General features: G+C 33.8%; 26 protein-coding genes. 12 read left to right on the top strand and 14 right to left on the bottom strand.

The genetic code is table 11. The features are described from left to right. Window positions 1–46: 46 nt before the first annotated feature. The 5 genes from ACFWV9_RS15775 to ACFWV9_RS15755 form a co-directional block, all read right to left on the bottom strand. Window positions 47–565, bottom strand: a complete 519-nt coding sequence (locus tag ACFWV9_RS15775) for a nuclear transport factor 2 family protein (protein ID WP_411896199.1) — start codon at window positions 563–565, stop codon at window positions 47–49. A 149-nt stretch (window positions 566–714) separates the two neighbouring features. Next, window positions 715–1,485, bottom strand: a complete 771-nt coding sequence (locus tag ACFWV9_RS15770) for a hypothetical protein (protein WP_411896198.1) — start codon at window positions 1,483–1,485, stop codon at window positions 715–717. 139 nt (window positions 1,486–1,624) lie between these two features. Continuing rightward, window positions 1,625–2,164, bottom strand: coding sequence for an RsmD family RNA methyltransferase (locus tag ACFWV9_RS15765; RefSeq protein ID WP_411896197.1), 540 nt, complete (start codon window positions 2,162–2,164; stop codon window positions 1,625–1,627). Then, entirely contained in the window at window positions 2,164–2,970 is an 807-nt protein-coding gene (locus ACFWV9_RS15760) for a DUF3822 family protein (RefSeq protein ID WP_411896196.1), read from the bottom strand. Before ACFWV9_RS15760 ends, ACFWV9_RS15765 begins: the two co-directional genes overlap by 1 nt. Before the next feature lie 2 nt (window positions 2,971–2,972). Continuing rightward, window positions 2,973–3,701: a hypothetical protein gene (locus ACFWV9_RS15755; protein WP_411896195.1), complete on the bottom strand. Its 729-nt coding sequence runs from the start codon at window positions 3,699–3,701 to the stop codon at window positions 2,973–2,975. A gap of 154 nt (window positions 3,702–3,855) precedes the next feature. Here ACFWV9_RS15755 and ACFWV9_RS15750 point away from each other — a divergent pair, with 154 nt between their 5' ends. The 6 genes from ACFWV9_RS15750 to ACFWV9_RS15725 are packed head-to-tail and all read left to right on the top strand — an operon-like array spanning window position 3,856 to window position 9,010. Then, window positions 3,856–5,298: an ATP-dependent RecD-like DNA helicase gene (locus ACFWV9_RS15750; RefSeq protein WP_411896194.1), complete on the top strand. Its 1,443-nt coding sequence runs from the start codon at window positions 3,856–3,858 to the stop codon at window positions 5,296–5,298. Between the two features lie 4 nt (window positions 5,299–5,302). After that, entirely contained in the window at window positions 5,303–5,878 is a 576-nt protein-coding gene (locus tag ACFWV9_RS15745; RefSeq protein ID WP_411896193.1) for a DUF4126 domain-containing protein, read from the top strand. A 32-nt stretch (window positions 5,879–5,910) separates the two neighbouring features. Then, window positions 5,911–6,639 (top strand): 3-deoxy-manno-octulosonate cytidylyltransferase, encoded by a 729-nt coding sequence (gene kdsB / locus ACFWV9_RS15740; RefSeq protein WP_411896192.1) that lies wholly within the window; start codon window positions 5,911–5,913, stop codon window positions 6,637–6,639. After that, window positions 6,630–7,343: an HAD family hydrolase gene (locus tag ACFWV9_RS15735; protein WP_411896191.1), complete on the top strand. Its 714-nt coding sequence runs from the start codon at window positions 6,630–6,632 to the stop codon at window positions 7,341–7,343. The genes kdsB and ACFWV9_RS15735 overlap by 10 nt, the downstream gene beginning before the upstream one ends. A gap of 34 nt (window positions 7,344–7,377) precedes the next feature. Continuing rightward, window positions 7,378–8,460, top strand: coding sequence for an iron-containing alcohol dehydrogenase family protein (locus ACFWV9_RS15730; protein ID WP_411896190.1), 1,083 nt, complete (start codon window positions 7,378–7,380; stop codon window positions 8,458–8,460). Between the two features lies 1 nt (window position 8,461). Further along, window positions 8,462–9,010, top strand: a complete 549-nt coding sequence (locus ACFWV9_RS15725) for a 1-acyl-sn-glycerol-3-phosphate acyltransferase (RefSeq protein ID WP_411896189.1) — start codon at window positions 8,462–8,464, stop codon at window positions 9,008–9,010. Window positions 9,011–9,212: 202 nt separating this feature from the next. On the opposite strand, the gene ACFWV9_RS15720 is transcribed toward ACFWV9_RS15725, so the two are convergent. The 4 genes from ACFWV9_RS15720 to ACFWV9_RS15705 form a co-directional block, all read right to left on the bottom strand. Then, entirely contained in the window at window positions 9,213–9,692 is a 480-nt protein-coding gene (locus ACFWV9_RS15720) for a nuclear transport factor 2 family protein (RefSeq protein ID WP_411896188.1), read from the bottom strand. 119 nt (window positions 9,693–9,811) lie between these two features. Beyond that, window positions 9,812–10,783, bottom strand: a complete 972-nt coding sequence (locus tag ACFWV9_RS15715) for a sodium-dependent bicarbonate transport family permease (protein ID WP_411896187.1) — start codon at window positions 10,781–10,783, stop codon at window positions 9,812–9,814. Window positions 10,784–10,808: 25 nt separating this feature from the next. Then, window positions 10,809–11,120, bottom strand: a complete 312-nt coding sequence (locus tag ACFWV9_RS15710; RefSeq protein ID WP_411896186.1) for a hypothetical protein — start codon at window positions 11,118–11,120, stop codon at window positions 10,809–10,811. Window positions 11,121–11,153: 33 nt separating this feature from the next. Continuing rightward, window positions 11,154–11,375, bottom strand: coding sequence for a hypothetical protein (locus ACFWV9_RS15705; protein ID WP_411896185.1), 222 nt, complete (start codon window positions 11,373–11,375; stop codon window positions 11,154–11,156). Between the two features lie 108 nt (window positions 11,376–11,483). Between ACFWV9_RS15705 and ACFWV9_RS15700 the strand changes: the two genes are divergently transcribed. Beyond that, window positions 11,484–12,407: a LysR family transcriptional regulator gene (locus ACFWV9_RS15700; protein ID WP_411896184.1), complete on the top strand. Its 924-nt coding sequence runs from the start codon at window positions 11,484–11,486 to the stop codon at window positions 12,405–12,407. Here the strand turns inward: ACFWV9_RS15700 and ACFWV9_RS15695 are convergent. The 5 genes from ACFWV9_RS15695 to ACFWV9_RS15675 form a co-directional block, all read right to left on the bottom strand. Continuing rightward, entirely contained in the window at window positions 12,404–13,495 is a 1,092-nt protein-coding gene (locus tag ACFWV9_RS15695; protein ID WP_411896183.1) for a heparan-alpha-glucosaminide N-acetyltransferase domain-containing protein, read from the bottom strand. The two genes, ACFWV9_RS15700 and ACFWV9_RS15695, sit on opposite strands and share 4 nt — an antisense overlap. 181 nt (window positions 13,496–13,676) lie before the next feature. Next, entirely contained in the window at window positions 13,677–14,672 is a 996-nt protein-coding gene (locus ACFWV9_RS15690; protein ID WP_411896182.1) for a hypothetical protein, read from the bottom strand. A gap of 2 nt (window positions 14,673–14,674) precedes the next feature. Beyond that, entirely contained in the window at window positions 14,675–16,078 is a 1,404-nt protein-coding gene (locus ACFWV9_RS15685; RefSeq protein ID WP_411896181.1) for a vWA domain-containing protein, read from the bottom strand. A 416-nt stretch (window positions 16,079–16,494) separates the two neighbouring features. Beyond that, entirely contained in the window at window positions 16,495–16,998 is a 504-nt protein-coding gene (locus ACFWV9_RS15680) for a YybH family protein (RefSeq protein WP_411896180.1), read from the bottom strand. A gap of 192 nt (window positions 16,999–17,190) precedes the next feature. Continuing rightward, window positions 17,191–19,167 carry a helix-turn-helix domain-containing protein gene (locus ACFWV9_RS15675; RefSeq protein ID WP_411896179.1) on the bottom strand — a complete coding sequence of 659 codons (1,977 nt, stop codon included), beginning with the start codon at window positions 19,165–19,167 and terminating at the stop codon, window positions 17,191–17,193. 172 nt (window positions 19,168–19,339) lie between these two features. On the opposite strand from ACFWV9_RS15675, the gene ACFWV9_RS15670 reads away from it, so the two are divergent. The 5 genes from ACFWV9_RS15670 to ACFWV9_RS15650 all read left to right on the top strand — a co-directional run bounded on the left by ACFWV9_RS15670 (window position 19,340) and on the right by ACFWV9_RS15650 (window position 24,665). Next, the gene (locus ACFWV9_RS15670) at window positions 19,340–20,716 is read left to right on the top strand and encodes an alanine/glycine:cation symporter family protein (protein ID WP_411896178.1); all 1,377 of its coding nucleotides are present in this window, start codon (window positions 19,340–19,342) and stop codon (window positions 20,714–20,716) included. Between the two features lie 100 nt (window positions 20,717–20,816). After that, complete coding sequence (locus tag ACFWV9_RS15665; RefSeq protein ID WP_411896177.1) at window positions 20,817–21,236, top strand: transposase; 420 nt, start codon at window positions 20,817–20,819, stop codon at window positions 21,234–21,236. Window positions 21,237–21,343: 107 nt separating this feature from the next. Further along, window positions 21,344–22,585 carry a hypothetical protein gene (locus tag ACFWV9_RS15660; protein ID WP_411896176.1) on the top strand — a complete coding sequence of 414 codons (1,242 nt, stop codon included), beginning with the start codon at window positions 21,344–21,346 and terminating at the stop codon, window positions 22,583–22,585. A gap of 12 nt (window positions 22,586–22,597) precedes the next feature. Next, on the top strand, window positions 22,598–22,858 hold the full coding sequence (locus tag ACFWV9_RS15655) for a DUF4212 domain-containing protein (protein WP_411896175.1): 261 nt from the start codon (window positions 22,598–22,600) through the stop codon (window positions 22,856–22,858). Between the two features lie 31 nt (window positions 22,859–22,889). Next, on the top strand, window positions 22,890–24,665 hold the full coding sequence (locus tag ACFWV9_RS15650; protein ID WP_411896174.1) for a sodium:solute symporter family protein: 1,776 nt from the start codon (window positions 22,890–22,892) through the stop codon (window positions 24,663–24,665). Window positions 24,666–24,805 lie beyond the last annotated feature (140 nt).

Raw genomic sequence — 24,805 nt, 5'->3', positions numbered from 1 at the left:
CCTTCTTGTTAAAGAAGGTTTTTTTTATTATTAAATAATTAGTGTTTTATTCATCAGAAGATTCAGTTTCTGCCTCAGCCTCAGCCTCAGCTTGCATGGCACTTATTGCGGCATTCATTTCAGTACCATCAAAATAGACGTGCTCTGCGGTAATTTTGCCATCTGCGAATTGTACTGCTAAATGAACAGGTATTGACAATTTGGTACCATTCACCATAGTCCCATTATGCTGACCCCAATAATATACCCAAGTTTCATCATCTTTGTCAAGTACCATTTCAATATAACCATCATCCTTTTCAAAACCATAAGATGAAAAGGCGCCTGTCATTGCAGTTAGATCTTTTATTCTTGTTTCTAATGTTATGGCATCCTTAGAATTGACATAAATTTTTGCAGTATCAGCAAAATGACTTTTCCATGTATCCCAATCTCCGCTTTCATAAGCCGCTATTCCAGCTTCTAAGGTTTTTGTTTCTGCTGATTCTGCAAAATATCTTTGCTTTTGTTCTCGACAAGAAGTTAGGAATATAATTAGAATTCCTAGTACTAATAAATTTTTCATATAATGGATTTTTGGTTAATATTCTTATTAATAAAATGTAGGCTCTGAATGAAGATTCGTGGAATTATAATAATAATTTTTCTCTATTATTTTATTGAATTTTCAAAAACCCTTTATAGTTTGATATAAAGGGTTCTTATTTTTTAGTTTTAATTATTGTTATTTGTTGACATATAGCTAAGGTCTGGTCTAACAGTTCCTTCTACCTGGTCATATTTTGTTGCAAGTTTAATTACTTCCCAGAAAATAGCATCTTTTTCTTCACCTAATAATTTGTCATTTTCCATGCCACCTTTGGCAATTGACATGTCGTCTGAACCAGCAATAGCGACCATATAGTAACTTTCTTCACTTCCAAATCCACTATGATAAACTTCATAACCGTTTTTTACACCTTTAGTTTCAAACAACTTTTTTACATTACCCATTGCTTCGTTCATTTCCTTCGAATGTCTAGGGGAATAGTACATGAAATGATATTCTCTATGATTCTTACCTTCCGTATTGTAACCTTCTGGAATATGCGATAAGTCTGCTCTATAATGTACTACAGCGTCACTATGTGAATCGTAGCAGTCATCCATCTTGTCAAAAAGTTTTCCCAATTCATCCTTGCCCATTTTTTCACCTAAATTTCCCATTGGGTTTTTGTCTAGGTCTGCCATGTTTTTAATTGGTGTAACGTAGACGTATCTGCCATCTTCAACACTAATTGCCGTCCAATTGGCTCCTTCTATATTGTGCTTGTCACAATGTGCTTTTAATTCTTTGGCTGCTTCTTCATATTGAGCCATCATTCCGAATTTAACGTTATCCGTATGTACAGCGAACATGGTTGGTTGGTAGTCTTGTGCATTTGCAATGTTAAATGCAAACAATAAAGTCATTAAGAGTAATACTCCTGCTTTAAGAATTTTCATGATTGTTTTGAATTTAGTTAATAGCTATTTACCATTAATAAGAGAAGAAATTCTTAGGAGAAATGTTATGCAATATGTTGCAAAGGCTATTAAAATTAATCAAAAAAATTAATTAGGAAAAAACCTACATAATTGAGAATCAATATTTTTCAAAAAAGCTAAAGGCGTTTCCACCATAGTTTTTAGTTTTAGAGTAGTATTCTAGTTCACTTAAATTTGTGTGTTTAGAATGTTCTATAATGAGTAGACCACCATCTTCAAGTAATTCATTTGAAAATACTAATTCAGGTATTGTAGAGAAGACTTCTATGTTAAAATCATAAGGAGGATCTGCAAAGATAATTGTATGCTTAGCATTAGTTTGTTCTAAAAATTTAAACACATCACTTTTCATTGTATTGATAGGCATATCAAAGGCTTCAGCCGTTTCATTTATAAATTTTATACAACCGTAATTTTCATCTACAGCCATAATTCTTTCTGTTCCTCTAGATGCAAATTCATAACTTATATTCCCAGTACCTGAGAATAAATCTAACACTGAAATTTCATCAAAATAATACCGATTATTTAAAATATTAAATAATGCTTCTTTGGCCATATCTGTTGTTGGTCTTACCGGTAATTTTTTTGGTGCGGTAATTCGTCTACCTTTATATGTACCAGAGATAATTCTCACTAAAATGAATTTAGAATTAGATGGTGATTATGAAGTTTCTTTTCATCAAATTCTTCTGAAAAATTAAATGAATAATTCGATTTATACAAGTCTACATGTCTAACATAAGTGTATAAAGTTTTATATAGTTCATCATTAACATCAATGTTACCACTTAATTCTACACGTGTTGTTTCTGTATCTAATTTTAGTTGCTCAAATACAAAAAGGATGTAATAGATAAAATCTTCTTTACTATAATATTCAAAAACATTGAATAATTGCAATTCTTTATTATTAAACACAGCCAGTTCTATGCTAGTTGTATTTACATTAATAAATACTTTGGAAGTTTCTGAATTCTCTTCCCTTTGTAATATCGAATCAATTAGTACTGTAGACGAATGCTTGTAAATAAATGTTCCGAAAGTATCAAAAACAAAATTATTAATATTTACAAAAGGGACATAGACATTTATACTTTCATTTATTACTAATTCATCAGTAGCAATAAAATCTGTCTTTAGGATTTTAGAGTTAAATTTTAGATAATCGGCTTTGTACTTATCATCATATAGCTGTTTTGGTACAAGCGATGCTAATTCGTTTTGATGTATCACGAGAACTTCATTGAAATCATCAGCGAAAGCCATATTAGAACTTAATTCTGTTTTCAATCTATTCAAAACGTCAAAAGGTGTTAGCTTAGATTCAAAAATGAAGTTTTTAAGATATTCTACAGTATTTGAAGTTCTATTTAAAATGCAAAAAGAAAGTCCATTCAAATTAACTTGAATGGACAGTTCTTTAATATTATTTTTAGTCAAAACTACTGTTTTTTAGAATAGTTTTTAGGCCAGTTACCTGTAGTATTAACTTCTTCCATAGAACCAACTGAAAGTTTTGGTCCGTTTACACCATCTACCGAAACAACTTGTTTTTCTTTTTCGATTAAGTACTTTTCTTGATCGTCTAATATAATTGCTTTCTCAACACTAGCTTCAAATACTGGTATGTCTTCTATCTTGCCTGCCTGAAGCGTAAATTTACTTCCTTCTTTACCAACACCAACATCAGCCATGTTTTTATAACGGTCACTACCTCTAAAGATGGAATCTTTAACAAACCAATGGTCTAAAGTATCAATAAGTGTAATAGTTTTCATAGTTTCTACACCACCAAATGCACGTGTTCGTTCTTCGTCTAATATTAATGTATCTCTCCTCTGTGTAATAGGAACACTATCAACGTCTATAAAGCTTATTAATTTATCAAAAGAGTCTGCATATTCTCCTTTTACCTCCTTATATGCTAATTGAGTATCTCTAACATCAATTAACCGCTCGATTACAACTGCATATCGCTTTACTTTTAGTTGATTAAATTGAATCTCCTTGTAAACAGACATGAACGTAATATATCCCAAGTAAATTATTAAACCCCATAAAAGGATGTTTATTACTGGTTTAATTTTACTAGGTACAAACTTGTCAATTAACCATACTATACCAATGGTCAATAAAATAATAACTACAATTGCAATGATTACGTTTAACATATTCTTATTAATTAATTAGGTCTATCGCAAATCTACAATTTTTTTTTGTTCGTAAAAACTATCTAAATAAAAATCATTCAAAATAACCAGCTATATCAAATAACCCTTTTTTAAATGTAGAATAGTACTATCTTGCTTATATATTTTTTGATGTATGATTACCAATGCTTCTGCATTCTACACTTTAATAAAATCTAAATTTCCATTTACGCCTACATCCAAGCAAGATATGGTGTTAATGCAGTTATCCCAATTCGTTTTTGACAAATCATCAAACAGCATTTATTTATTAAAAGGTTATGCAGGTACTGGTAAAACTAGTATTATAGGAACTTTGGTGTCTAATTTATGGCAAGCAAAGAAAAGTGCAGTTTTGTTGGCGCCAACAGGAAGGGCGGCCAAGGTGATTTCAAACTATTCTAAAAAAGAAGCATTTACCATACACAAGAAAATATACTTTCCTAAAAAAGAAAAGAGTGGTGGTGTAAAATTTGTGATGCAACCTAACAAGCATCGAAATACAATTTTTATTGTTGATGAAGCTTCAATGATACCAGATATCCCATCAGATTCAAAGCTATTTGAAAACGGTTCACTTTTAGATGATTTAATGCAATATGTGTATTCTGGCCACCAATGCAGATTATTGCTAATTGGTGATAAAGCGCAATTACCACCTGTAAAATCAGATTTAAGTCCGGCATTAGACGATGACAAATTGAGTCTTAACTATAATAAAGATGTCACAAGTATAGAATTGGATGAAGTTGTTAGACAAGAACAAGATTCTGGTATTCTAGAAAATGCTACAGAACTACGAGCCGTCTTAGAATCTAATTTTTATGAGAGTTTCAAATTTAATGTAAATCCTTTCAAAGATATTGTTCGATTAATTGATGGTCATGAAATAATGGATGCAATTAATGATTCCTATAGCAATGATGGCTATGAAGAAACAGCAATTATCGTAAGAAGTAATAAGCGAGCCAATCTTTATAACAAACAAATAAGAGAACGTATTTTATTTAATGAAAGTGAGCTGTCCGCAGGTGATTATTTAATGGTTGTGAAGAATAATTATTTCTGGATAAAACCAACTACCGAAGCAGGATTTATTGCAAATGGTGATATAGTTGAGGTATTAGAGATTTTTAGTATCAAGGAATTATACGGCTTTAGATTTGCTGAAGTGAAGGTAAAAATGGTAGATTATCCAAGAATGCGTCCATTCGAAACGGTTTTGCTTCTAGATACAATTGATGTAGAAAGTGCATCTTTAAGTTATGAAGAATCAAACAGATTATACCAAGAAGTCGCTAAAGACTATGAAAATGAAAAATCAAATTACAAAAGATTTTTAGGTGTAAAAAACAACAAATACTTTAATGCATTACAGGTAAAGTTTTCATATGCTATTACATGTCATAAGTCGCAAGGTGGACAATGGAACACAATTTTTGTGGAGCAGCCCTATTTGCCAAATGGTATGGATAAAGACTATATAAGATGGTTGTATACTGCTGTGACAAGAGCTAAGGAGAAATTATATCTTATAGGATTTAAAAATGAAATGTTTGTTGAAAATGACTTAAATTAGAACTATGACAACAGAAACAGTTTTAAGTATTTTTCTAGGCATCGGTCTCGCAGCATCTGTTGGTTTTAGGGTTTTTCTACCACTTTTTGCTTTGAGTTTAGCAGCCTATTTTAATGTTTGGGAACTGAACGAGTCTTGGGCTTGGATTGGTAGTACAACAGCTATAATTACTTTAGGAGTAGCAACTTTAGTAGAAATTATTGCTTATTACATACCTCTTATCGATAATGTATTAGATAGCATAGCAATACCCTTGGCAACTATAGCGGGCACTGCAGTTATGGTTTCAACTGTTACGGATTTAAGCCCTGTAATTACATGGGCATTGGCCATTATTGCAGGAGGAGGAACAGCTGCTGCAATAAAAAGTACTACGAGTACTACTAGACTAGGATCAACAGTATCAACAGCTGGCATTGCAAACCCCTTAGTTTCAACAATTGAAACGGGTACGTCAGTTGTAATGTCTATTGTTTCAATTTTTTTACCAATATTAGCTATTGTTTTAGTTCTACTACTTTTTTACTTGATTTTTAAAGTGTACAAAAAGTTAAAACCTAAACGAAGAAAATCAACCTAAACCCGTATTTTTGATTTTGTTAAAATAGATATATGAAGATTATATCAATGATACCTGCACGCTATAGTGCTTCTAGATTTCCAGGTAAATTAATGCAAAATTTGGCTGGTAAATCTGTAATTCTACGCACATATGAGGCCACTGTTGCTACTGAACTTTTCAGTGAGGTTTATGTTGTGACGGACAGTTCTATTATATATGACGAAATTGTTAATAATGGTGGTAAAGCCATAATGAGCAAAAAAGAGCATGAGTCGGGTAGCGATAGAATTGCTGAGGCTGTAGAATTGGTAGATTGTGATATTGTTGTTAATGTTCAAGGTGATGAACCATTTACGGAGCGTGAAAGTTTACGCAAGGTACTAGAGGTTTTTAAGGATGATGTCGAAAAGGAAATAGATTTAGCATCTTTGATGGTCGAAATTACAGATTGGGATGAAATTAATAATCCAAATACTGTTAAGGTTATTGTAGACCAAAATAGTTTTGCCTTATATTTTTCTAGAAGTGCAATTCCTTATCCAAGGGATAAAGATGCAGGAGCAAGGTATTTTAAGCATAAAGGCATTTATGCATTTAGAAAGCAAGCATTATTAGATTTTACGGTTTTGCCAATGCAATTTATAGAAGCAACTGAAAAAATAGAATGCATTAGATATCTAGAATATGGTAAACGAATTAAAATGGTTGAAACCGAAATCCAAGGCGTAGAAATTGATACACCTGAAGATTTAGAAAGAGCAAAACGTTTGTGGAAATAAATTTTGAGAATATAAAAGTGATTGGTTTTGATGCTGATGATACCCTTTGGGTTAATGAAACTTATTTTCGTGAAGCTGAAGAGCGTGTAGGTATTTTGTTGTCTCATTATGAGACTCCAAATAAAATAGACCAAGAACTATTTAGAATGGAAATGAAAAACCTTATCACTTATGGCTATGGTGTTAAAGGTTTTGTTTTATCAATGGTAGAATTGGCTATTGAACTTTCTAATGGAATGGTTTCAAATGATATAATTAGTCAGATTCTAGATATTGGTAAAGAAATGATAAATAAACCAATAGAATTATTAGAAGGTGTTGAAGAAGTGCTAAAAACACTATCAAAAGAATATCGGTTAATATTGGCAACTAAAGGAGATTTACTAGACCAGGAACGTAAACTTGAAAAGTCTGGCTTGTTAGATTATTTTCATCATATCGAGGTGTTAAGTGAAAAGCAAGAAAGCAACTATTCAAAGTTATTAATGCATTTAGATATTAATCCTGCTGAATTTTTAATGGTTGGAAATTCCTTAAAATCCGATATTTTGCCTTTAGTTAATATTGGTTCGCAAGCTATTCATGTACCATTTCACACAACTTGGCAACATGAAAAAGTGACAGAAAAGGAGACAAATGGGAAATCCTATAAAACAGTAGAAAGTTTAACCGAAATTTTAAAGTATTTCAAAGCAAATAATTAAACTAAGTTTTATTTTTGTTTAAGAATTATAGTAAATGATATATAAGAATTATCCAATGGTGTCTAGAGTAATATTTGGACGCGGAAGTTTCAATCAATTAGATGAAATTTTAGCTCCAAAGCGCAAAGGACGCAACGCACCATTCATATTTTATGTTGATGATGTTTTTAAAGGAAACCATTGGCTAACTTCAAGAATTTCGTTGTCCTATAAGGATAAAATCATATATGTTCCTACAAAAGAAGAACCTAAAACTTCTCAAATTGATAAGCTTGTTGAAGAAATCATTCTTGAGTTCAGTGAATCGCCCTCGGGTATTATAGGTATTGGCGGAGGAATTGTTATGGATATTGCCAAGGCAGTTTCATTAATGCTCACCAACAAGGGTGAATCTAAAGATTATCAAGGTTGGGATTTAATTAAAAATCCAGCAATTTACCATGTTGGTATTCCTACAATTTCTGGTACAGGTGCTGAGGTTTCTAGAACTACAATATTGACCGGACCTGATAGAAAATTGGGTATTAATAGTGATTTCACACCGTTTGATCAAGTTGTATTAGACCCAGAATTAACTAAAGATGTACCAAAAGATCAATGGTTCTATACTGGTATGGATTGCTTTGTACATTGTGTAGAGTCTTTAAATGGCACTTATCTAAATGCTTTCAGTCAAAGTTATGGTGAAAAGGCATTTGAGCTTTGTAAAGAAATTTTCTTAGGTGATAATTTGTGTGAGGAAGAGTCTCAAGATAAATTAATGATGGCATCTTGGCATGGTGGTATGAGTATCGCATATTCTCAAGTAGGTGTTGCCCACGCATTGAGCTATGGTCTAAGTTATTTATTAGGTGTAAAGCATGGCATAGGCAACTGCATAGTCTTTGATCATCTTGACGAGTATTATCCTAAAGGTGTTGCTATGTTTAAAGAAATGAAGGCTAAACATAATATAGAATTGCCTGTAGGTATTTGCGCAGACTTACATGATGATCAGATAGATATTATGATAAATGTAGCTTTGAGTCTAGAACCTCTATGGGAAAATGCCATAGGCAAGAACTGGAATTCTAAAATTACCAGAGAAAAATTGATGACGCTTTACAAAAAGATGTAGAATGCGTTGGTTATCAAAATTCATTTATTTTAAACTTCTTGGCTGGAAAATTGTTGGAAACACCAATTTTTCTAAGGATACAGTAAAGAAGGCAGTAATTATTGCTGTACCTCATACCAGTTGGCACGACTTTTTTATTGGGTTATTACTAAGGCAAATAGTGAATATTAAGACCAATTTTATTGGTAAGAAAGAACTATTTAAATGGCCTTTTAATTATTATTTCAAGGCTATTGGTGGTAGACCAATTGATAGAACTTCAGGTCAGAATAAAGTTGAAGCCATTGCAAAATTGTTTGAAGATGAGGACGAATTTAGATTGGCTTTAGCACCTGAGGGCACTCGCAAAAAAGTAGACCAATGGAGAACAGGCTTTTATTATATCGCAAAAGCAGCAAATGTTCCCATTATTATGTTCACGTTAGACTTTAAAAACAAACAAAATAAGGTTTCTGAACCATTCTATCCAACAGAGAATATTGAAGCTGATTTTGATTACATGAAGTCATTTTTTAAAGGGGTAGAAGGTAAGGTGAAAGCCTACAGTTAATCGTTAAAATTTGCTTTCGGTTTTATTTTGTCCAATTTATTTTCCGTTTTTCTTGTTAATAAGGGAATTTGGGACCTATTATTTAAATTTAGATAACAAATTATTGGCATAAGATTTGAATATAGTAATATGCAATGAAACATAAAGTAAACTAATAAAGTCCCTAAAAAGAAACATTGCTATAAAAAAAGCTATCTAAGTCTTAACTAGATAGCTTTTTTTCATTAATATACTTTTCTAATAGATAATTGGTTTGCTGATTTAATTTAGTTTTAAAGAATGGAAAACCACCCAAGAGCAATCCTTTAAAGCCCATGGCTTGTCTTGCCCATTTGTGCAGATTGAAAATATCAGTATGTTTTATGATTAAACCATCTTTAAATTCAAAGGAGGCATCTATTTTATTATGAACTTTTCTACCTGTTTTACTAAAGTTATAAAACGCTTCCCAATGTGCAGAACCACTTCCGTTCATAGACTGAATATTAGAATGTACTACTCTGAAATTTTTACCTTTTTGTGAATTGCATAACATTTGCCACATGACTTTTGCACTTTCACCTTTTAAAACACCAAATGCAGGATCTTCAAAAACAATCTCATCGTGATAAAATGACGTCATTGTTTCTCCATCTAAATTGTTAAAAGCTGTATAAAAATCATCAATTATTTTCTCGTTCATAATTTAGTATAGTTAGTCTTATAAAGATAAGGAAATCTTGCAGAGACCTCATGGGTTAGATTTAAAAATAAAAAGGTTTCCTATATTGGAAACCTTTTCACACTACTAACTACAACCAATTAAAATATCTGACACATTTGAATAATGCATAGATATAAGGGCATTCCCAATGTAATATTAAAAGGAAATGTTATTGCTAAAGCCATTGGCAGATATAAACTTGGGTTTGCCTTTGGTACTGCTATACGCATTGCAGCAGGAACAGCAATGTAAGATGCACTAGCTGCAAGAATGGCAAATAATAAGCGGTTACCTTCACTTTGTGTAAAAAGTGAACTAATTACAGCTACAGCACTACCATTTATTATTGGAATCACAATTGCAAAAATTAAAGCAAACCAACCTTTTTTAACAAAGGCTGAAAGCTTCTTTCCACTAGTTATTCCCATATCTAATAAGAATACAGCTAAGAACCCTTTAAAAATATCCGTAGTGAATGGTTTTATACCTTCAGCTTGTTGTTCGCTGGCAAGGAACCCAACCACAAGGCTTCCTAATATTAGTAAAACACTGCCATTGGTTAGAGCGTGTTTTACTACTTTGCCCATTGAGATTTTTACGGCATTTTCTTTATCAAACATTGATATTAGTAATAGACCCACAATAATGGATGGTGCTTCCATTAATGCCATCACTGCTACCATATGACCGCCAAATGATATTTGTTCTATTTCTAAGAACGAAATGGCTGTAACGAAGGTTACAGCACTTACAGATCCATATGCTGCTGCAATAGCACCTGCATTAGCGACACTAAATTTTCGTCTTAGAATAAAATAACTGTAAATAGGTACAATAACTGCTAGAATGATTCCAAAAAATAGCGACCAAATAATTTCCATATTTAGGTCGCTATGAGACAACTCTTGTCCACCCTTAAACCCTATAGACAAGAGCAGATATAACGAAATAAACTTTGAGGAGTTGGGAGGTATTTCCAAATCACTCTTCAGTTGTACAGCAATTATGCCTAGAAAAAAGAATAGGAGCGCTGGATTCGTTAAATTGTCGAATAATAGATGTAAGTCCATTTAAAAAATTGCTAGATGCAATTAGTTACTTCACAAATGAGATGTTGAGCGTACCATTGATTACTACATTGTAGCCTTCTTTTCTGGCAATAGCTATGTAATCTTTAGCAGTTTGTTTTGCATCATTTAATTCATTGATGCGATTGTGTTCGTAAGTTGTGTCAGACGCTTCGTGTCCTTCACAAAGTCTTAATTTCTGAATTTTATGAAAATTCACCTTTTGATCTATTAAAGCATTTACAATATGAGTAGCTTCAGATGGTGTAAATAGACCTTCTACTAATTGTACTTCTTGTCTAGCCTTTTCTACGATTTGCTTTGTTTCAGTATTTGTCATGGTATAAATTTTATAAAGTTTGTTTGGTAAAAATTAATTCGTTTCCATTATTCTAATAATGGCTACACAGGTAATTATAAATGCACAAATTGCTATTTGCTCCATAAAAATGTTACCATTCATATAAGACATTGTTAGCAATCCTGAGAACCCTAATATGGTCAGTGCAGCATATACCTTAGGTTTAACAGCAGACTTTTTAGCCTCTTCTTTTCTTAAGTTTTTAATGGATGCATTTGATTCTAATCTCGACATGTTAAATAGGTTATTAAATGTTTATTAAAATTTATTCTGGTGCAAAATTGAAACAAATATTTTATTTATTTTTATATATATTTTTAATGATATACATAAACAAAAGTTATGAACTATACCTTGCATCAACTTCAAATATTTTTAAAAATCACGCAATTAAAGAGTATTACTAAGGCTTCTGAAGCTTTGTTTTTAAGTCAACCAGCAGTATCAATTCAGTTAAAAAAGTTTCAAGATCAATTTTCGATTCCTTTAACTGAAGTTGTTGGTAGACAATTATACGTAACAGATTTTGGGCAAGAAATAGCAGAAGCTGCAGAGAACATTCTAAACGAAGTACAGGCTATTAACTATAAAACCTTATCGTTTAAAGGGCAGGTTGCAGGACGTTTAAAAATTTCCATAGTATCCACAGGCAAATATGTGATGCCATACTTTTTGTCTGATTTCACCAATAAAAATAGAGGGGTAGATCTTATTATGGATGTTACCAATAAACAGAGCGTTGTAAAGAGTCTTGAGACTAATAAAGTAGACTTTTCACTAGTTTCTGTGATACCAGATCAGATGAATTTAGAACGTGTTGAGTTAATGGCTAATAAATTGTACTTGGTTGGCAGTACTAAGAAGAAATTTGATAGAAATGTAAGCAAGAAGAAAATTTTTGAAACCTATCCTATGCTATATAGAGAAGATGGATCTGCTACCAGAAATGCTATGGAAGACTTTATTGCCAGTCAAAATATTTCCACACCAAAAAAGATGGAACTTACCTCTAATGAGGCATTAAAACAAGCCGTTATAGCTGGTTTAGGTTATTCTATTATGCCTTTGATAGGTATTAAAAACGAACTTAAAAATGGAGATTTACAAATCATCCCATTTAAAGGATTGCCGATAGTTACCACGTGGAATTTGGTATGGCAAAAATCCAAGAATCTTTCACCTACGGCAAATGCTTTCCTGGAGTTTATTAAAGAGGAAAAAGAACGAATTATAGCAGAGAATTTCGATTGGTATAACCAATATTAAATACGCTTAATCTTATCTATTAATATCCTGATTTTAGAATATACAAAGGCATTGGTCTTGGCATAATGGAAGGATATAAAGCATACCGTAGTTAAAAACAGCAGTGCTCCTACAATAGCTTGCCATGGCACCAAGGTCTTACCTATGAGCTGATGTAATCCATACCCAGTAAAACTTCCCCAAATTATTATAAAGTGGATGACGTAAATAGATAATGTTTTTTGACCTATTTTGAGTATAAGTGGTTGTTTTACAAGAGATTCAAACATATAGAAAACAGCGAAAATAACAAGTACATTACCCAGTCTCGTGTAAAGATAATTAAAATAGGCTACGTCTTTTAGCAGTTCAAAATCACTCCAGTAATATAGTTTCATCAGCGCATAAGATGAGGTATTAATTAAAAACAACCCAACGATAATAAAACCAGCTATAATGCTTGGTTTAAACTTTGGTCTGTCAACATAACCATAAAACAATGTTGCAATAAAAGCACCAAACGCCATATACCCAAACCAAGGTAAAATGGTAAAAACGGAACCGTGTGATTTGGTCATGTAGTTTGCCAAAAACTCTGGTACATTGGGTAGAACTAAGTCACGATATAAGGGTTCTGTGGTAAATATTAAAATTCCAATTTGTAGCATTAAAACCGAAAACATCAAGGTGTTTTTAAGTGTTAATTTATATACCAGCACCACACCAATAAGTGACAAACCGATACACTGCAAAACATCTATAACCAAGAAGTAACTATTAAATTCACCAACTAGCCATTCTAATATCGGTACACGCAATAAATACCCAATACCAATGAGCATTAACCCACGTATCAATCCTTTACGCATACGTTGTTTCACTGTACCTTTCTTTTTCGCTCTAATGAGCAGATATGAAAAAATAAGACCTGAAATGGTAAAGAAAGTTGGCGCCGTTATACCTCTAAAGTAGGTCCATATTTGAAACGCAGTACTGTTTTCGTCTCTAAAGTTAACGTCTAATAAGGTGTCAATAAAATGCCCTTGCAACATCATTAAGATGGCAAATGCACGTAATGCATCAATAAAATATAGCCTATTAGTACTCAAAGATTAGTTAGTATAGATACAAATGTAGTTTTTAGAGAATTAATGGGATTTAGGTAATTGCGCATATCTTTAAAATAAATTCAGTTTTAATTAATTTAATTGATAGATAAACGAAGTTAGAGAATTCAATTTTGAAAATCAATTGATAAAAAAACTCATTTATAAAAATATTATCACGCACTTAGCTTAGCAACGAATAGGTGATTAGCAGTTTACCATCCTTACGCCAACGAATCCAGCCTCTGTTAACCTCCTTAAAATCTTCATTTTGCAATGCAACGTACAACCATTCATTTTGAATTTTTATAGGACGCATAAAACTATGAGAAGTATTAACCGTCGTGGCATAATCCAATGGTTTTACATATACCTTATGTTTTGAAGAATCATGAAACTCAACACTGTGAATGCCCATTAAAAATTCAGGCCAATAAAGTAGTTTACCACCATATCTGTCAACATAGGCCGTTTGATTGTTGATTGTGTTTACAATAACTTCGGTAAAATCGTGTCCGATAGTTTTTACCTTGAAATACAATATACCATAATCTAGTTTTAAATGCTCTGGAACCAACCAAGGTGGTGCTGTGGCTATATCATACGTACCATATTCAGTCTGTATAAAGGTAATGCTGTCTGTTGGCATATGTTCTACTAAAGATTTTCCGGGTGTTAAATTGCCATAGAAGTAGAGTGTTTTATTGTCGTAAAAATTAGGTGTAAACATGCCTAATCCCATTTTAGTTTCAGATTGTATTTTAACCTTTAATTCTATGAGCATTGCTATTTGCTTAGCTTGTGCCTTATCTTCTGCTTGACTTGGCGCTTCATAAGTTTTGGGTTGCTCCTTTTTTTGAGATTCATGTTCTAACTTTTGTCGCTGGCGTTTTTGATATTTAATCGTAAAATAACTAAAAGAAGCGACTATAATAAGTGCTAGTAAACCATTGACTTTTATAATTAAAGACCTTTTAAGGATACAGGCCAAGAAAAGGGACAAACACAAACCAATAAACGCTCCAATAACACCATAGCCAAACACTATGGCGCCTCCTGCTAACATTTGCCCCTTACCAGCTTCAGTAATGCCAGCGTAAATTAATCCTAAAAAGAAAAAGGCAATTAGTGCTAAGAAATACATAAAAAAACTATAGGGTTTTAACATTGAATGTGCCATGACTAAAAAGTAATTATTTTCGTAACAGTCTCTCCTTGTTTTACTTCAATGGTAAAGGTTTCAGTATTACCTTTATGAACGCCCAAAGTCACAATTTTTACGCTATAAGTTCCGGGATTTAATAAAAATTTTCGAGGATTGTTAGTTTTTGAAGTATATGTTCTTGAGCCAGCAACTCGTTTGCCAGAATTTATTTCTGTAAAATTTACTGTGGCGTCAATTAATTCACCACTAGAGGTTTGCACACCAATCATTGTAACTCCTGTTTCAAAATTATGTGCAATTGGAGTGGTTGTATTGGATTTCACTTCAATATTATCAATTTCGTAGTAGGTGTTAACACCTTTCATAACAAGTGCTTGAAATGTTACTGTATAGTTGCCCGGTGGTACTTCCATTTGTTGCAAACGACCGTAAGTCCGTGTTTGAGCAACTACTTTTCCTGTATTCATGTCTTTCATTTTTACCATAGTATCCCAACCTTCATCATTATTTGTTGCAGTAACTTCTAAAGTACCACCATCAAAACTGATATTTTCGTGCTTTACATCACCTACTTTCATTTCAACAGTTATGGAGGTACCAGGAATGTCAGTACCTTCAAGTGGTCTAATGGCTATATTGTATTTACCTGGAGGTAAATAGACCCAACCAGAATCACGATATGTTCTTGAACCATCAATAACTTCATTGGTAGTAACTTTTGTTGCGTTTATCCATGCATCAATTGGTTCACCATTTTTGGTGGCATAAATAGAAAAATTACCTGCAGGATCATCAACAGTTTCTGTTGTAGCTTCTGCAAGTACATCACCTAAACCACTAGCATCCGAAGCGTCATAGTATTTACCATCTCCAGCATTAGCCGCACATTTTAATTGTTCGGCTTCACCTTCTTTTAATCCAAAGCCCACAATGTGAAGTTTAAAATCAATACCATCTGCTTTGGCTTTAGTAACCACATTACAAATATTACCATCGCAAGATTCTATGCCATCCGTAATTAAAATAATTGTTGCTTTTGAGTTGCTTTCCCTTAATGAATTGATTGCTAAAGTCGCTGAACGCGCCAAAGGTGTTCGCCCTAACGGGTTTATGCCTTTCACAGCGTTTTTTACTTTATCTTTTGAATTATTGGCAATATCAACCATAAATTCCACATCATCGCAATCGCCTTTCCTTCTGTGTCCATAGGCAATTAAGCCTATAGTCTGATTTTCTGGAAGACTGTTTACTGAAGTTCCTAAAACTTCTGAAGCAATTTCTTTTTTGGTTTTGCCGTCTAGTTGTCCCCACATAGAACCACTTGCGTCGTAGATAAATAAGATTGGAGATGGGGCGTCTTGTTGCGCGTATGTTTGAAAAATTAAACCTAACGCACAGAATAATGTGATTAATCGATTCATAATGTTAGATTTTAATAATATTAAAGATAATAAAATCTAGGATTCATTTATGTAAATATCTGTAAAAGAATGCGTTATACTATATTAAAAAATTATATAAATAAAGTAGTTTAGTAGTATAGATGTTTTATTTTTTGAAAAATCAATAGATTAAGTAGCTCAATTGTAAGAAATTATAACAGTCCTTGAAGAAACTCAATTAGCTTTCAAAGCAATTGTCATTAGGAGTCTATGATTTGCTATTGCTTATGCTTCTCATTGGTGAAGATTTATATCTCCTTATTCGTTCTAAGTTTTTAGCCTTTATGGATTTAGGGATGCTTATTTTGCGAAATAAATGAAAGCATAAAAAAAAAGCGCAAGTTATATTGATTTGCGCTTTATTAACTATTTTTAATGGTTGTTGTAGGATGGTTTTATTTTCCCTCATTTTTTAAAGGCGAATGATGTTCGTGAACCATTTTCCACCCATCGGATGTTTTAACGAATAGCAAAGTAATTTGATCATTTACTACAACTATGTCTTCACCGAATTTGAGATGAAAATCTGAGTGAAATGTTAAATTGGCTACATCGCCATAAACAGCAATCTTTAAATCATTAGCATCAAATTTAATGACTTCGCTCACAGATCCAAAAACGCCACGTTCATGAGCTTCATTTGCTTCGCTTCCGTTTCTTGGTTCGCCATTTTTAAATTCTGTAAACTTTTCGCTATAGGCATGAAAGGAGATTAGTTTATCTAAATCCTTATCCTTGATACTCTGAGCTATTGCTCCAAAAGTTTCCATTACTTCCTGTTTTGCTTCTGGGAATTCATCATTGATCAAATCTACAGGTGTCTTCTCCATTTGCGCGTTACAACTGCTCGTTAAAAAGCCCAATAAAATAATACATGTCAATTTTAATTTTGATTTCATAATAAATGATTTAATTTTTTATAATTGATTGTAATACAAGATTTTCTTGTACCGATATTTGAATGAAACAAAGATGTAAAGAAGAGTGAAGCATTACTTAATAGGCATGTTGCGGTGTTTTTAAATTTTGTGCGGAGATTAAAATTATGGTGCAGAACCTTCAAATGATGTTGAAATGGCAGATTGTCCTAGTTAAAATTCGGAAGTCGACTTTATGGCCAAACCAATGCTTGAGAAACCGATATTTTTGTACAGTTCTTTGTATCGGGAATCGTTTCTTACTGGAGCCAAAAGAGGTTCTTCGCGGAGCCATGTGAGTTCCACCTCATGCCGTTCATAGGACCTTTGTAACCAAACAAAGGCTTCTTCGTAATCTTTTAAATGGCAATGGTACATGGCCAGAAACCAGGCAGGACTTCCTGATGAACCTGAATGGTATTCCTTATGCAGTTGAGTCAAGTACTTGGCAATATTTTTTTCATCGCCATCCATTTTGGCATATACGGCGTTCATCCACATTAAAATAGGTGGGTAATCAGGAAATTTGGTTAATATTTTATCTAGTTGATGTTTTGACTTTTCAAATTCTCCTAGATAATAGTAGTTCTTTGCAGATTCACGCAAATACCAAAGGTTGTCGTCGTACAAACTATTAGAGCTTTCCAACAATTTTAGTGCTTCTTTGGGTTTATTGAGGAACATTAGCGTTTCGGCCTTAAAACAGAAAAGAACTCCAAAAGAGGGATCTATCAAGAGAAGTTGATCCATTCCCTCTGCCGCTTGTGTGTATCTTCCTGTTTTGATAGCATAATCTGCAATTAAAGAGGGCGTATCATCATAATATGCATCTTTGAATATAGTCTGATAATACGGTTCTACCAATTCAAAATTCCAGTCATAATAGAAATAGCCAGAATACAGTTCTTCTTCCACCTCTTTATTACCTGGATCAATTTTGAGTGCTTTTTCTAATAGACCCTTGGTATTCTTCCATGCAGTACGTTCGTCAAAAATGCCCCAAACCAATCCTCCAAAACTCCATACTCTTGCCTGACTGGTATATGCTTCTACAAAATTGGAATCTAAGGCAATGGATTTTTTATAGAGGTCAATGGCATTCTTGTAGGTTGATTCATTGGCTTTGTTACGTTGAAACTCGGCCTGAAGGAAATAGGAATAGGCCAGTTTGCTTTTTGTGGGTATTTTTTGGATAGCTGCTAATTCGTTTTCAGAAATACTTGCGCTCATATTTTTGGCTATGGACTCGACCACTTCGGCTTGAATCTTAAATATTTCATCACTTTTCCATTCTTTTGTATATTCTTCAGACCAAAGATGCACATTAGAATTCCCATGAATTAATTGTAAGTTGATTTTAATCTGATTACCTGAAATTTGAAGATTTCCTTGCAAAAGGTTAGCAACACCTAATTCTTGGGCGATTTCATCAATTGTTTTTTCACTATCCTTGTATTGCAAGACTGAAGCAAAGGGCGCCACTTTTTCAATAGCATCGATTTTTGTAAGTCTAGAGATTACAGCATCTGTCATACCATCAGAGATATATTCTAAATCCGGATTTCCTGTCCAGTTTTTTATGGGTAGTACAGCTATGGTTTTTTCGTAAATGCTTGTGCCCCTTTTTGCCAATTCTTGTTTGTCCTTGGAATATGGACCAAAAAAATTAAGGATTGCCCAAATAAAAACAGGTACTAATAATATTAGCCAAATCAACCTTTTTTTAGTTTTAACTTTTACAGGTTTAGTATTCTCTCCATGGATAAGTTTTATAATTTCATCGCTGTTTTTTGATTTGACATCGCCAGGAGTAATACCATAATACTTATGGAAACACGTATTGAAATAGGTTGGGCTGCCAAATCCTACGCGATAAGCGGTTTCAGAGGCTGTAGTTCCTTCATTTGTCATAATCTCCAAGGCCCTTTTTAATCGATATTCCCGAATAAATTGACTTGTAGAAACTCCTAAGAGCTTTTGCAATTTCCTATGAAGACTAGATCGGCTCATTCCGGATGCTCGTGCAAGTGCATCGACTCCGAATTGATCGTTGTTAAGGTTGGACTCAATTACTTTGGCCAGTTTCTCGGCCAGAGTTCCCTTTGATTGTTTTTCTTGAATTCTTTTGTGTAATTCTCGATCAGTACCCATTTACATATCGAATTTCTTTAAGAGAGGCAATACAAGTTAAACAAATAAAACTTAATAAGTTTTTATCAGATGATAAACGATGTTTTAAGTTTGAAAATTGGAATTCAATAGATTAGCTATGCTATTGTAAGAAATTATAAACAGTCCTTTATATTCCTTATTTTTAACGGCAGTGAAGACATTGAATTATCTTTTAGAGCATTTTTCATCCTTGGCTTGGGGTTTACCATTGCTCATACTTCTTATTGGAGGTGGTTTATATCTGCTTATTCGCTCTAAGTTTTTACCATTTCGGTATTTAGGACATGCCATTAGTGTTTTACGTGGTAAGTATGATGACCCAAATGATCCTGGGCATATATCGCATTTTCAGGCCTTAACAACAGCACTGTCCTCAACCATTGGCATGGGAAATATCGCTGGTGTGGCCTTGGCCATTTCCGTTGGTGGACCTGGTGCGATGTTTTGGATGTGGGTAAGTGCCGTTGTTGGGATGTCTACAAAATTCTTTACATCTACGCTTGCCATTTTATATAGAGGCAAGGATAGTGCTGGTGTGGTACAAGGTGGGCCAATGTACTTTATTATGGAAGGCTTAGGTAAGCATTGGAAACCTCTTGCGGTGATGTTTAGTTTCTTTGGTATGTTGGGTGCTTTACCAGTAGTCAACGTTAACCAATTAAAGCAAGCAATAAACGATATAATATTGATACCAAACGGCGTAGAGGTATCCTTTCAGTCTAATCTAGTCATTGCCCTGATATTAGTGCTTTTTACGAGTATGGTAATACTAGGTGGTCTAAAACGCATTAGTACTATGGCATCTCGCTTGGTACCTTCAATGGTGGTCCTATACTTCATTTTGGTGATGATAATTCTTGCAATACATTACACGGAAGTTCCTAAATATTTGGCACTAATAGTCACAGATGCTTTTAATGCAGATTATTATCCAAAAGATGAGTCGTTTCTAGGAGGTGTTCTAGGTGCATTAATATTACATGGAATAAAACGTGGAGCATTTTCTAACGAAGCAGGTTTGGGTACTGCGCCATTAGCACATGGTGCAGCAAAAACAGATGAACCCGTTAGGGAAGGACTGGTAGCAATGCTGGGACCAGCAATAGATACCTTAGTAGTCTGTACTTTAACAGCATTGGCCATTTTAGTAACAGGTGTCTGGGAAACCACTAGTGATAATGGTGTGAGTTTAACGGCTGCGGCATTTAAGACTGCAATGCCTTATGGTCAATACCTGTTAATGCTGTGTGTATTCTTTTTTAGTGTGTCATCCTTGTTTTCTTATGCATATTATGGTACAAAGTGCGTGTCTTTTTTAATAGGTGCAGACAGAAAGCATTATTATAATTACTTGTATATAGCAAGTATAGTATTAGCCGCAACAACAGAGTTTGAGGCTATGATTAATCTTATAGACGGCGTATTTGCCTTAATGGCTATACCTACAATGCTCTCTACAATAATTCTTGCGCCTAAAGTTCTTAAGGCATCTAAATCCTATTTTTCGAAGCTGAAATCAGAGTCATAACTCATTAATATTAATATTGGTTTGTTAAATTCTGTGTTACTATCCTTACATATTTGTATATATTATGCTAAATTGATATATTTATGCTAAATTAATATATATGAAAATTAATCTTTGCCCAAATTGTAATTCAGACGATTATGTAAAGAGTGGAATCGTTAATAACAGACAGCGATACAAATGCAAATCATGTAATTATTATTTCACTGTAAATAAACTTGGTAAAAAGATTGATGATTATTATGTAAATAAGGCTCTTCAGTTGTATTTAGAGGGTTTAACCTATCGTGAGATAGAACGTATATTGGGTATTTCCCATGTAAGTATTATGAACTGGGTAAAGAAGTATAATATAAAACGTCCTTACAATTCTAAATACCATCCTACCTATAAAATTTTAAACTCAGAAGAGCTTGCTCGTTTTTTTTCGAATGCAGATAATCTGTCTGGCGCAGGAACATTAGTCACTGAGCTAGGTGACAAATTTATGCTTATAAAATGGGAACGTTTCAGAGATTAAGTATATGTAATTAACAAATATATATAGTATCTTTTTTTGATGGCTTACTTTTTTGGAGTTTAGTAGTGCACACAAAACCAATGTTTAACTAACTAAATTACTAATCAATGAAAAAAACAAGTCTAATGCTGATAGGATTATTATTTTCTTGTCAGCTTTTTTTTGCCCAAGGTGCACCAGACTATACTGGAGGCATGAAGGTGAAACTAAATGAAGATGGTACCAAGTACTTCCGTATTATCTCATGGGCACAGGTTTGGGCTCAAAATAACTCTGATAGACCGGCTGATGCCAATGGTAATGATCAGAGCGATACAAACTTCAGTATAAGGCGTGCACGTGTTCTTATGTACGCACAGTTAAACAAAGATTTTTTAATTCTAACTCATTTTGGTCTTAACAGTTTAAACGCAGATAACATGTCTGCTATAGGTACAGGTGATAGATCTCAATTGTTCTTTCATGATGTTTGGGGGCAATACCGATTAAGTGATGACCATGCCATTGGCGGTGGTTTGCATTATTGGAATGGTATTTCTAGAGCTAATAATCAGAGTACTTTAAACATGATGACCTTAGATAATACACGTCAGGCATGGGCAACAATTGGTTTGTCAGATCAATTTGCGCGTCATATGGGTGTTTACTTAAAAGGTAAATTTGGTAAACTACAGTACCGTATTGCTGTGAACGATGCACTTACAAATAACCTTCAGGCGTCTACAACACCAGTTAATGGTGGGGCAGCGATTTATTCTGGTAGACGATTGCTTGGATCTAAAGAAGCGGGTAGAGCTTATGCTGGTTATTTCGATTTTAACTTTTTAGATCAAGAATCTAATTTCTTACCTTATAAAGTAGGAACATATTTAGGAGGCAAAAAAGTCTTCAATGTAGGTGCTGGTTTTTTCTTGCATCCAAAGGGTGCTGTAGCTACAGATAACTCAGGTACACTTTCGGGTGAAGATGTCTCTATTTTTGCAGTAGATGCTTTTTATGACGCGCCACTTGGTGATAATGGCAGTGCAATTACAGCATATGCCTTAGCACAGTTTAACGATTATGGTGAAGACTTCACCTTAGGACAAACTTATGAAACAGGTTCTATGCTACATGCACATGTTGGTTATGTAATTCCTGGTGGGAATAAAACAAAGTTTCAACCTTATGTTCACTATACAAACAGAAGCATTGATGCTATTGATGATAGCGCTAACCAATTCGGTCTTGGTTCTAATGTTTACTTTAGTGGGCATCATTCAAAACTAACTTTAGAATATCAAAACACGAAGTATGGTAGTAACGATGGCGTTGGTACTGTTACCCTTCAAGCGATGATATATCTATAAAAACTAACTATTATGTCAGAAAAACAAAAACATGCATCAGCATACTGGAAGGAAAATGTAAAATACCTATCCATCCTATTAGCCATTTGGTTCTTGGTATCCTATGGCTGTGGTATCCTATTTAGGGATGCCTTAAATGAAATTAGACTTGGTGGCTTTAAGCTTGGCTTTTGGTTTGCACAACAAGGCTCTATATACGTATTCGTAATACTGATATTTGTTTACGTAAGAATAATGAACAAACTAGATAAAAAATACGGTTTTGACGAATAGTCTTAACTAATAACCAAAAAATTAAAATATTATGAGTGTACAAACTTGGACATGGATATTAGTTGGGATCACATTCGCACTATATTTCGGAATCGCAATATGGGCTAGAGCAGGCTCAACTAAAGACTTTTATGTTGCTGGTGGTGGTGTATCACCGTTGGCAAATGGTATGGCAACTGCAGCAGATTGGATGAGTGCAGCGTCATTTATCTCAATGGCAGGATTAATATCCTTTATGGGTTATGATGGTTCTGTATTTTTAATGGGTTGGACTGGTGGATATGTGCTATTAGCATTATTATTAGCACCTTACCTCAGGAAATTTGGAAAGTTTACTGTTCCAGATTTCATAGGTGATCGTTATTACTCTAATACAGCAAGAACTGTAGCGGTGATCTGCGCATTAATTGTTTCGTTTACCTATGTTGCAGGACAAATGCGTGGAGTAGGAATTGTTTTTTCACAATTCTTACAAGTAGATATTAATCTTGGTGTAGTAATAGGAATGGCAATTGTTTTAGTATTTGCCTTCCTAGGAGGAATGAAAGGAATCACATATACACAAGTAGCACAATATTGTGTATTGATTTTTGCTTTTATGGTGCCTGCATTTTTCATCTCAATGCAAATGACAGGAAATATTATTCCTCAAATTGGTATGGGTGGATCTGTTGAAGGAGGAGAGTTTTTACTAGACAAACTTGATAAACTGCATACGCAACTTGGGTTTAACGAATATACAAGTGGAACAAAATCAACATGGGATGTGTTTGCAATTACCTTGGCATTAATGGTTGGTACAGCCGGATTGCCTCACGTAATTGTACGATTCTTTACCGTGCCAAAGGTAAAAGATGCCAGAAAGTCTGCAGGTTTAGCATTATTGTTTATTGCAATTCTTTATACAACTGCACCTGCGATTGCAGTATTTGCAAGAACAAACTTAATCGAAACTGTTAGTAATACAGAATATAAAGAAATCCCTCAATGGTTCAAAAACTGGGAGGATACTGGCTTAATTGCATGGAGTGATAAAAATGGAGATGGTAAAATTCAATACGTAGCAGGTAGTGCAATAGAAGGTAAAAAACCAGTTTATATTGATGGAAGAGGTGAATATGGAGAACGTAAGATTTCTAATCCAAATGCAGAAGCCAATGAGCTTTATGTAGATAGAGATATTATGGTATTGGCAAATCCTGAGATTGCTAATCTTCCAAATTGGGTAATTGCATTGGTTGCTGCTGGTGGTTTAGCTGCAGCGTTATCTACAGCTGCAGGTCTATTATTAGTAATATCTACATCTATTTCTCACGATTTGATCAAGAAACAGATCAAACCAAATATTTCAGAAAAAGGAGAATTAATGGCAGCACGTATTGCAATAGTTTTTGCGATTATCGTTGCAGGATTATTCGGTATTTATCCACCAGGATTTGTTGCGGCAGTAGTAGCACTGGCCTTTGGCTTAGCAGCTGCATCATTCTTTCCAGCAATAATACTTGGGATATTTGATAAACGAATGAACCGACAAGGTGCAGTTGCGGGAATGATAGTTGGAATTGTTCTTATGCTTTACTATATGATTGTTTACAAAACAGGTTTAATTGGAGTCATGGACCCAAGACCTAAAAGTGAATGGTGGTTCGGTACTTCACCAGAAGGTTTTGGTACTATTGCTATGTTAGTTAATGTTGTTATCTCTGTCGTAGTGTCTAGGATGACACCGCCACCACCACAGCATGTTCAAGAAATAGTTGAAAATATAAGAATACCTTCAGGAGCTGGAGAAGCTCAAAGCCATTAGTGGCTGATTTATTAGTTAGGGTGAAACAGTGTTGCTACGGCAACACTGTTTTTTGTATTTTAGTTTCCAATGAAGAAAAGACACGAGCAAAAATTAATTATTCTCTCCTTAGCAGTTTTTTTGTTGCTAAATATGCCGTT

The organism is Winogradskyella sp. A2 (assembly GCF_046762865.1).
Lineage (GTDB): Bacteria > Bacteroidota > Bacteroidia > Flavobacteriales > Flavobacteriaceae > Winogradskyella.
Note: the sequence above shows the minus strand (reverse complement) of the source record. Positions and strands in the feature narration are given on the sequence as shown.

What these genes read in the sequence shown, in the direction of transcription:
- ACFWV9_RS15775 (WP_411896199.1), bottom strand. Translation starts at nt 565, where the DNA reads ATGAAAAATTTATTAGTACTAGGAATTCTAATTATATTCCTAACTTCT.
- ACFWV9_RS15770 (WP_411896198.1), bottom strand. Translation starts at nt 1,485, where the DNA reads ATGAAAATTCTTAAAGCAGGAGTATTACTCTTAATGACTTTATTGTTT.
- ACFWV9_RS15755 (WP_411896195.1), bottom strand. Translation starts at nt 3,701, where the DNA reads ATGTTAAACGTAATCATTGCAATTGTAGTTATTATTTTATTGACCATT.
- ACFWV9_RS15750 (WP_411896194.1), top strand. Translation starts at nt 3,856, where the DNA reads ATGATTACCAATGCTTCTGCATTCTACACTTTAATAAAATCTAAATTT.
- ACFWV9_RS15745 (WP_411896193.1), top strand. Translation starts at nt 5,303, where the DNA reads ATGACAACAGAAACAGTTTTAAGTATTTTTCTAGGCATCGGTCTCGCA.
- kdsB (WP_411896192.1), top strand. Translation starts at nt 5,911, where the DNA reads ATGAAGATTATATCAATGATACCTGCACGCTATAGTGCTTCTAGATTT.
- ACFWV9_RS15730 (WP_411896190.1), top strand. Translation starts at nt 7,378, where the DNA reads ATGATATATAAGAATTATCCAATGGTGTCTAGAGTAATATTTGGACGC.
- ACFWV9_RS15725 (WP_411896189.1), top strand. Translation starts at nt 8,462, where the DNA reads ATGCGTTGGTTATCAAAATTCATTTATTTTAAACTTCTTGGCTGGAAA.
- ACFWV9_RS15720 (WP_411896188.1), bottom strand. Translation starts at nt 9,692, where the DNA reads ATGAACGAGAAAATAATTGATGATTTTTATACAGCTTTTAACAATTTA.
- ACFWV9_RS15715 (WP_411896187.1), bottom strand. Translation starts at nt 10,783, where the DNA reads ATGGACTTACATCTATTATTCGACAATTTAACGAATCCAGCGCTCCTA.
- ACFWV9_RS15710 (WP_411896186.1), bottom strand. Translation starts at nt 11,120, where the DNA reads ATGACAAATACTGAAACAAAGCAAATCGTAGAAAAGGCTAGACAAGAA.
- ACFWV9_RS15705 (WP_411896185.1), bottom strand. Translation starts at nt 11,375, where the DNA reads ATGTCGAGATTAGAATCAAATGCATCCATTAAAAACTTAAGAAAAGAA.
- ACFWV9_RS15700 (WP_411896184.1), top strand. Translation starts at nt 11,484, where the DNA reads ATGAACTATACCTTGCATCAACTTCAAATATTTTTAAAAATCACGCAA.
- ACFWV9_RS15690 (WP_411896182.1), bottom strand. Translation starts at nt 14,672, where the DNA reads ATGGCACATTCAATGTTAAAACCCTATAGTTTTTTTATGTATTTCTTA.
- ACFWV9_RS15685 (WP_411896181.1), bottom strand. Translation starts at nt 16,078, where the DNA reads ATGAATCGATTAATCACATTATTCTGTGCGTTAGGTTTAATTTTTCAA.
- ACFWV9_RS15680 (WP_411896180.1), bottom strand. Translation starts at nt 16,998, where the DNA reads ATGAAATCAAAATTAAAATTGACATGTATTATTTTATTGGGCTTTTTA.
- ACFWV9_RS15675 (WP_411896179.1), bottom strand. Translation starts at nt 19,167, where the DNA reads ATGGGTACTGATCGAGAATTACACAAAAGAATTCAAGAAAAACAATCA.
- ACFWV9_RS15665 (WP_411896177.1), top strand. Translation starts at nt 20,817, where the DNA reads ATGAAAATTAATCTTTGCCCAAATTGTAATTCAGACGATTATGTAAAG.
- ACFWV9_RS15660 (WP_411896176.1), top strand. Translation starts at nt 21,344, where the DNA reads ATGAAAAAAACAAGTCTAATGCTGATAGGATTATTATTTTCTTGTCAG.
- ACFWV9_RS15655 (WP_411896175.1), top strand. Translation starts at nt 22,598, where the DNA reads ATGTCAGAAAAACAAAAACATGCATCAGCATACTGGAAGGAAAATGTA.
- ACFWV9_RS15650 (WP_411896174.1), top strand. Translation starts at nt 22,890, where the DNA reads ATGAGTGTACAAACTTGGACATGGATATTAGTTGGGATCACATTCGCA.